This window comes from Streptomyces sp. NPDC002130 (genome assembly GCF_040296465.1).
GTDB lineage: Bacteria > Actinomycetota > Actinomycetes > Streptomycetales > Streptomycetaceae > Streptomyces.
This window is the reverse complement of record NZ_JBEOXI010000373.1, coordinates 1-5,970: the sequence shown is the minus strand read 5'-3', so window position 1 is coordinate 5,970 and position 5,970 is coordinate 1. Positions and strand designations below refer to the sequence as shown.

Sequence of the window (5,970 nt, the reverse complement as noted above, 5' to 3'; positions counted from 1 at the left end):
GAGGTGACGACCTGGGGATTGACGGAATCGGCGTGATTATAAACGGGAGCCTCATCAGTTCGGGTGAAGACATGGAAGGTCTTCTGAAGGTCAACGGCTCGCTTGATGTTACTTTTTGCTTCATTCAAGCCAAAACATCGAGCGGCTTCTCAGGTGACCAGATCATGACCTTTTTCGACGGAGTCGACGAGTTCTTTGCTGAGAACGCATCTCTCCCCATGAACGACTCAGTCACACTAGCTCGTGACCTGATGCAGCAAATCTACGACAACAGCCTTCGCTTTCGGCGCGCGAAGCCGCAATGCCGCCTCAGTTATGTCACAACGGGCCAGTGGACTTCTGATCAGTACCTAGAGGCGAAGATTGGGAAGCGGGTTGCCCACCTTAAGTCGACTGGCCTGTTCTCGGAAGTCATGTTCCAACCCATGGGTGCTGACGAGGTACACGCGAGCTATCTTCGCAGCAAGAATAGCGTTACAACGGAGTTCTCCTTCCCTAGCAAAGTCCTCCTGCCTGACATTGCAGGTGTCACGGAATCTTACCTCGGGGTTATCTCGGCCCCAGAATTTATCAAGATCCTGTCGGACAGCGCAGGCAACATCAGGAAGTCCCTGTTCAACGACAACGTGCGAGACTTCCAAGAGTACAATTCCGTGAACGCCGACATTCAGCGCACGCTGACGGACGAAGCAGCAAAGGGTCGTTTCGTCGTGCTCAACAACGGAATCACCATCGTTGCGCGCGAACTGTCCACCACTCGGGACAAGGTCGCAATCACTGACTATCAGATTGTTAACGGCTGCCAGACGAGCCACGTCCTTTTTGATCAGCAAGAACATTTGACTGATCAAGTCCAGGTCCCGCTGAAGATCGTAGCGACACAGGACGAAGAGGTAGTGAACTCGATCATCACCGCAACTAACCGTCAAACTCAGGTCACTAATGAGGACCTCTACGCCCTCGGCACGTTCGCCAAGAAGCTGGAAGGGTTTCTGAGTTCATATAACGACGATCAGCGGTTGTACTACGAACGACGTTCGAAGCAATACAACGCAGTGTCGGGAATCAAGAAAGTACGCATCATCACGAAGTCGCAGCAGATTCGATCTTTCGCCGCGATGTTCTTGGACGAGCCGCATCGATCAATCAGCTACTACGCGGACCTGCAAACGCAGGTCGGTAGCCGCATCTTCAACGACGGGCACAAGCTGGACCCGTACTACGTATCAGCGTATGCCCACTTCAAGTTGGAGTTCCTCTTCCGGAATGGCCCCGTCCCAGTCAAATACAAGCCAGCACGGTATCACCTGTTGATGGCGCTCCGTTACATTGCGGGCGGATCGGAAATGCCCGCCTTGGGGGCCAATAAGATCGAGAAGTACTGTGCCAATATTTGTGAGGTTCTATGGGACAACACGAGGGCCGCCGATGCATTCATGCAAGCCGCCGACGCTGTGGAGCAGGCCTTGCACGGTACGCCGCTAGCTCTCGACATCGCGAAGACGCGAACCTTCACCGACTCACTCAAGCAAAAACTCGGAGCACACAATAGCCACCCACCGGCTCGGTCCTGATCAACTGCGTGGCTGCTTCACGCCTCATGCGGCAACAGGAGCAAAGTCGCGCTCGACCGCTACCCTGGTGTGCACCACCTCAGAAGCGGAGAGTGCTCCACGGATGGGACCGAAGACAGCGAGGGTCTACGAGACGATTCGTGCACGATTTGATCGGGTGAGTACGCCCCCGGGGACAAGTTGCCCTCAGAGCGAACTCTCGTAGAGAATCTCGGTATTGGCCGGACAGCGCTACGGCAAGTGCTCGCCCGGCTCGTGTCTGAAGGGCGGTTGGAGGTACGGGGACGTACCGGGCACCGGGCGCGGTGAGCGTTCAGCGTGCCGATCCCGCCCGACCTCGTGAGCCTGCTGCGGTGGCACGTCACGGCGTACGGCGTCGCCCCCGACGGGCGGCTGTTCCGGACGCAACGCGGCGGACTCATCCAGGACACCGGATATGGCGAGGTGTGGGCAGAAGCCCGTTCGCGCGCCCTCACGCCCGCTCAGTGCGCATCTCTGCTGGCGAAGCGTCCGTATGATCTTCGCCACGCCGAAGTGTCGACGTGGCTCAGCTCCGGGGTGGAGCCGCAGGAGGTAGCCGCGCGCGCCGGCCACAGCGTGGCCGTGCTGTTCCGGGTCTACGCGAAGTGCCTGGACGGCGGCGCCGCCACTGCGAACGCCCGGATCGAGCGGGCGCTAAGGAACGGCAGCTAGGAGGATCGGAAGCTGCCCCACGCCTGCCCCACACGGACTGGTCAGCACCCGAATCAGGGTGAGACACACTGGGAAAAAGCACCCATAGCGACCAGGTCGCACCTGTGAACGCCGAAAGGGTCTGCGATCAGCATTGCTGCTGTTCACAGACCCTTTCGGTCTTGTGGCGGCGCCAGGATTCGAACCTGGGAAGGCGAAGCCGGCAGATTTACAGTCTGCTCCCTTTGGCCGCTCGGGCACACCGCCGGGGTTGCTGCCCTTCGAGCCGCTCTTCCGCGGCGCTCCGTGGCAACGACGTAAACAATACCTGATGCGGAGGGGTGCTTCGCCACCCGATTGATCGGCGCTCGGAAGGCCGAGGGTGGCTAGGCTTGTCCGGATGCGGCCCGGGACCTGAACGGGCCCTGCGACCGCCCCCATACGCCGGTACGCACGATACGCACCCCGATACAAGGAGCCACAGGACATGGCCGACTCCAGTTTCGACATCGTCTCGAAGGTCGAGCGGCAGGAGGTCGACAACGCACTCAACCAGGCCGCCAAGGAGATCTCGCAGCGCTACGACTTCAAGGGCGTGGGTGCCTCGATCTCGTGGTCCGGTGAGCAGATCCTCATGGAGGCGAACTCCGAGGACCGGGTGAAGGCCATCCTCGACGTCTTCCAGTCCAAGCTGATCAAGCGGGGCATCTCGCTGAAGGCTCTGGAGGCAGGCGAGCCTCAGCTCTCCGGCAAGGAGTACAAGATCTTCTCGTCGATCAAGGAGGGCATCTCCCAGGAGAACGCGAAGAAGGTGGCGAAGACCATCCGCGACGAGGGCCCCAAGGGCGTGAAGGCGCAGGTGCAGGGCGAGGAGCTGCGGGTCAGCTCGAAGAACCGTGACGATCTGCAGGCCGTCATCGCCCTCTTGAAGGGCAAGGACTTCGACTTCGCCCTGCAGTTCGTGAACTACCGGTAGGTCGGGCCCCGGGCTCGCGCCCGCACGGACACCAGAAGGGTGGGCGCCGCCGGCGCCCACCCTTCTCGTCTGCCGTCTGCCGTCTGCCAGTGGCCGTCGGCGGGCACGTCAGTCGCGGGAGTTGCCGAACAGGAGGCGGTAGGCGATCAGGAGGACGAGCGATCCGCCGATCGCCGCTGCCCAGGTCGCACCGTCGTAGAAGCCCTTGGTGATCGGGTGGTCCATCCAGCGGGCCGAGATCCAGCCGCCGATGAACGCGCCCGCGATGCCGATCAGGGTCGTGCCGATGAGGCCGCCCGGATCGCGCCCCGGCAGCAGGAACTTCGCGATGGCTCCGGCCAACAGTCCCAGGACGATCCAGCTGATGATGGTCATGCCGTGAACCTGCCCTTTCACGCTGTGCCCGCACTGTCCCGGCCGTGTGATCTTGCTTTCGGCAGGCCCGGCCCGTGCGTCGTACGTCGGGCGTCCCGCGCGCGGCCTCCTCGCCCCGCACGTTCACTCCGTCTTGGTGGGGAGGACGCCCCGACCACGCCCATCGGTTGCGCTGATCAGTAGGGTGCGACGCATGACAGCCTCCGGCCCCGGACTGCGCCGCACCCTCGGCGTGGGCGACGCCGTCGTGATCGGACTCGGCTCGATGGTGGGAGCCGGGATCTTCGCCGCCCTCGCGCCGGCCGCGCACGCCGCCGGCTCGGGGCTGCTCCTCGGGCTGGCCGTCGCCGCTGTGGTCGCGTACTGCAACGCCATGTCGTCGGCTCGCCTCGCCGCCCTGTATCCGGCCTCGGGCGGTACCTATGTGTACGGGCGGGAGCGGCTCGGGGAGTTCTGGGGGTATCTCGCGGGCTGGTCCTTCGTGGTCGGGAAGACGGCCTCCTGTGCGGCGATGGCGCTCACCGTGGGCACGTACGTCTGGCCGGAGCAGGCGCACGCGGTGGCGGTCGCGGCCGTGGTGGCACTGACCGCGGTGAACTACGGCGGTGTCCAGAAGTCCGCCTGGCTCACGCGGGTGATCGTGGCGCTCGTCGTGTCTGTCCTCGCAGGTGTGGTGGTCGTGTGTCTGGCATCCGGTGAAGCCGATGCCGGGCGGCTGGACATCGGGGCCTCGGGTGGGGCGGACGGCGTGCTGCAGGCGGCCGGTCTGCTGTTCTTCGCCTTCGCTGGGTACGCCCGGATCGCGACCCTCGGCGAGGAGGTGCGGGATCCGGCGCGCACCATTCCGCGCGCGATCCCGCTGGCGCTGGGCATCGCACTGGTTGTCTACCTGTGTGTCGCGGTGGCTGTCCTCTCGGTACTGGGGGCGGGCGGTCTCGGGGCCACGGCGGCGCCGCTGGCCGAGGCGGTGCGGGCGGCCGGGGCGCCCTGGCTCGTGCCGGTGGTGCGGGCCGGTGCCGCCGTGGCCGCGCTGGGGTCGCTGCTCGCACTGATCCTGGGGGTGTCGCGGACGACGCTCGCCATGGCACGGGACCGGCATCTGCCGAGGGCGCTGGCCTGCGTGCATCCGCGGTTCCAGGTGCCGCACCGGGCGGAGCTGGCGGTAGGTGCGGTGGTCGCGGTCCTGGCCGCCACGGTGGACGTCCGGGGCGCGATCGGGTTCTCCTCCTTCGGTGTGCTGGCGTACTACGCCGTGGCCAACGCGTCGGCGTGGACCCTGTCTTCGGCGCTGTCGGCAAGGGTGGTGCCGGCGGTGGGCCTGGCCGGGTGTGTGGTGTTGGCTTTCTCGCTGCCCAGGGTGTCGGTGGTCGTGGGCGCGGGGGTGCTGGTGGTGGGGGTGGTTGCGTACGCGGTGCGGCGGTGGAGGCAGGCAGGGACCGGGGCAGGGGAACCGTAGGACCGGCCTCCACGACGGCCCGAGCCTTCAGGAGCCTCTCGGCTCGGGCCTTTCACGCTCTCTCGCCGCGGGTCTTTCACGGTCTCTCGCCGCAGGTCTTCCGGCACCTCTTGTCGGGGCGGACGGCTCGGGGCGCGGGGTACCGTCCGCCCTGCGGGTGTTGTGAGTTCCGGTCGTCACTCGGGTCGGCAACTGCTCGATCGCGGTCATGGGTTCATCATGCAGGCCGCCGCTGACAGTCGGGCGGGCCTGTGGACAACCCCCGGCCTGTGGACAACGGAGGTGCGGCGCCTCTTCGTCAGCGCACCGCGAACGGCTCGTTCGTCCGCACGATGTCTCGGCCCAGCGGGAGCAACGAGACCGGAATGAGCTTGAAGTTGGCGATGCCCAGCGGGATGCCGATGATCGTGACGCACAGGGCGATGCCGGTGGCGATGTGGCCCAAGGCGAGCCACCAGCCCGCGAGCACCAGCCACAGCACGTTGCCCACACAGGACGGCGCGCCCGCGTCACGGCGCTCGATCGTCGTGTACCCGAAGGGCCACAGGGCGTAGACGCCGATGCGGAAGGCCGCGATGCCGAACGGGATGCCGATGATGGTGATGCAGAGCAGCAGGCCCGCGAGCATGTAGGCGAGGAACAACCAGAAGCCGCTCAGGACGAGCCATATGACGTTGAGTATGGTCCTCACTGGTTCCCACCTGCCATTTTCTCGAGCCGGGCGATTCGTTCCGCCATCGGCGGGTGTGTGGAGAACATCTTCGAGAGACCCTGACCGGGCCGGAACGGGTTCGCGATCATCATGTGACTGGCGGTCTCGATGCGCGGCTCGGGCGGCAGCGGGAGCTGCTTCGTGCCGAGTTCGAGCTTGCGCAGGGCGCTGGCCAGGGCGAGCGGATCACCGGTGAGCTGGGCAC

6 protein-coding genes, 1 tRNA gene and 2 pseudogenes are annotated in these 5,970 nt (G+C 64.8%); 5 read left to right on the top strand and 4 right to left on the bottom strand.

Going from position 1 to position 5,970, the window contains the following annotated elements; all coding sequences use genetic code 11:
- The 3 genes and pseudogenes from ABT116_RS38650 to ABT116_RS38640 all read left to right on the top strand — a co-directional run.
- Positions 1 to 1,574, top strand: a 1,574-nt coding sequence (locus tag ABT116_RS38650; RefSeq protein WP_351644214.1) for an AIPR family protein, incomplete at its 5' end; no start/stop codon positions are given.
- A gap of 180 nt (positions 1,575 to 1,754) precedes the next feature.
- Positions 1,755 to 1,883, top strand: coding sequence for a GntR family transcriptional regulator (locus ABT116_RS51050; RefSeq protein WP_502984012.1), 129 nt, complete (start codon positions 1,755 to 1,757; stop codon positions 1,881 to 1,883).
- Between the two features lie 6 nt (positions 1,884 to 1,889).
- A pseudogene (locus ABT116_RS38640) lies at positions 1,890 to 2,267 on the top strand (site-specific integrase); the annotation flags it as partial.
- 164 nt (positions 2,268 to 2,431) lie between these two features.
- Here ABT116_RS38640 and ABT116_RS38635 read toward each other — a convergent pair.
- A tRNA-Tyr gene (locus ABT116_RS38635) sits at positions 2,432 to 2,513 on the bottom strand.
- 220 nt (positions 2,514 to 2,733) lie between these two features.
- Here ABT116_RS38635 and ABT116_RS38630 point away from each other — a divergent pair.
- A complete protein-coding gene (locus ABT116_RS38630; RefSeq protein ID WP_031108414.1) occupies positions 2,734 to 3,222 on the top strand; it encodes a YajQ family cyclic di-GMP-binding protein in 489 nt (162 codons plus the stop codon).
- Between the two features lie 108 nt (positions 3,223 to 3,330).
- On the opposite strand, the gene ABT116_RS38625 is transcribed toward ABT116_RS38630, so the two are convergent.
- Positions 3,331 to 3,597, bottom strand: a complete 267-nt coding sequence (locus ABT116_RS38625) for a GlsB/YeaQ/YmgE family stress response membrane protein (protein ID WP_190902021.1) — start codon at positions 3,595 to 3,597, stop codon at positions 3,331 to 3,333.
- A 193-nt stretch (positions 3,598 to 3,790) separates the two neighbouring features.
- Between ABT116_RS38625 and ABT116_RS38620 the strand changes: the two genes are divergently transcribed.
- On the top strand, positions 3,791 to 5,053 hold the full coding sequence (locus ABT116_RS38620) for an APC family permease (RefSeq protein WP_351644211.1): 1,263 nt from the start codon (positions 3,791 to 3,793) through the stop codon (positions 5,051 to 5,053).
- 298 nt (positions 5,054 to 5,351) lie between these two features.
- Here the strand turns inward: ABT116_RS38620 and ABT116_RS38615 are convergent, their stop codons facing one another.
- A complete protein-coding gene (locus ABT116_RS38615) occupies positions 5,352 to 5,744 on the bottom strand; it encodes a YccF domain-containing protein (protein WP_344459202.1) in 393 nt (130 codons plus the stop codon).
- Positions 5,741 to 5,970, bottom strand: a pseudogene (locus tag ABT116_RS38610) (protease HtpX); the annotation flags it as partial. The gene ABT116_RS38615 and the pseudogene ABT116_RS38610, both read right to left, overlap by 4 nt.

Excerpts from the sequence above, each read along its gene's own strand:
- ABT116_RS38630 (WP_031108414.1), top strand. The coding sequence starts at position 2,734 with ATGGCCGACTCCAGTTTCGACATCGTCTCGAAGGTCGAGCGGCAGGAG.
- ABT116_RS38625 (WP_190902021.1), bottom strand. The coding sequence starts at position 3,597 with ATGACCATCATCAGCTGGATCGTCCTGGGACTGTTGGCCGGAGCCATC.
- ABT116_RS38620 (WP_351644211.1), top strand. The coding sequence starts at position 3,791 with ATGACAGCCTCCGGCCCCGGACTGCGCCGCACCCTCGGCGTGGGCGAC.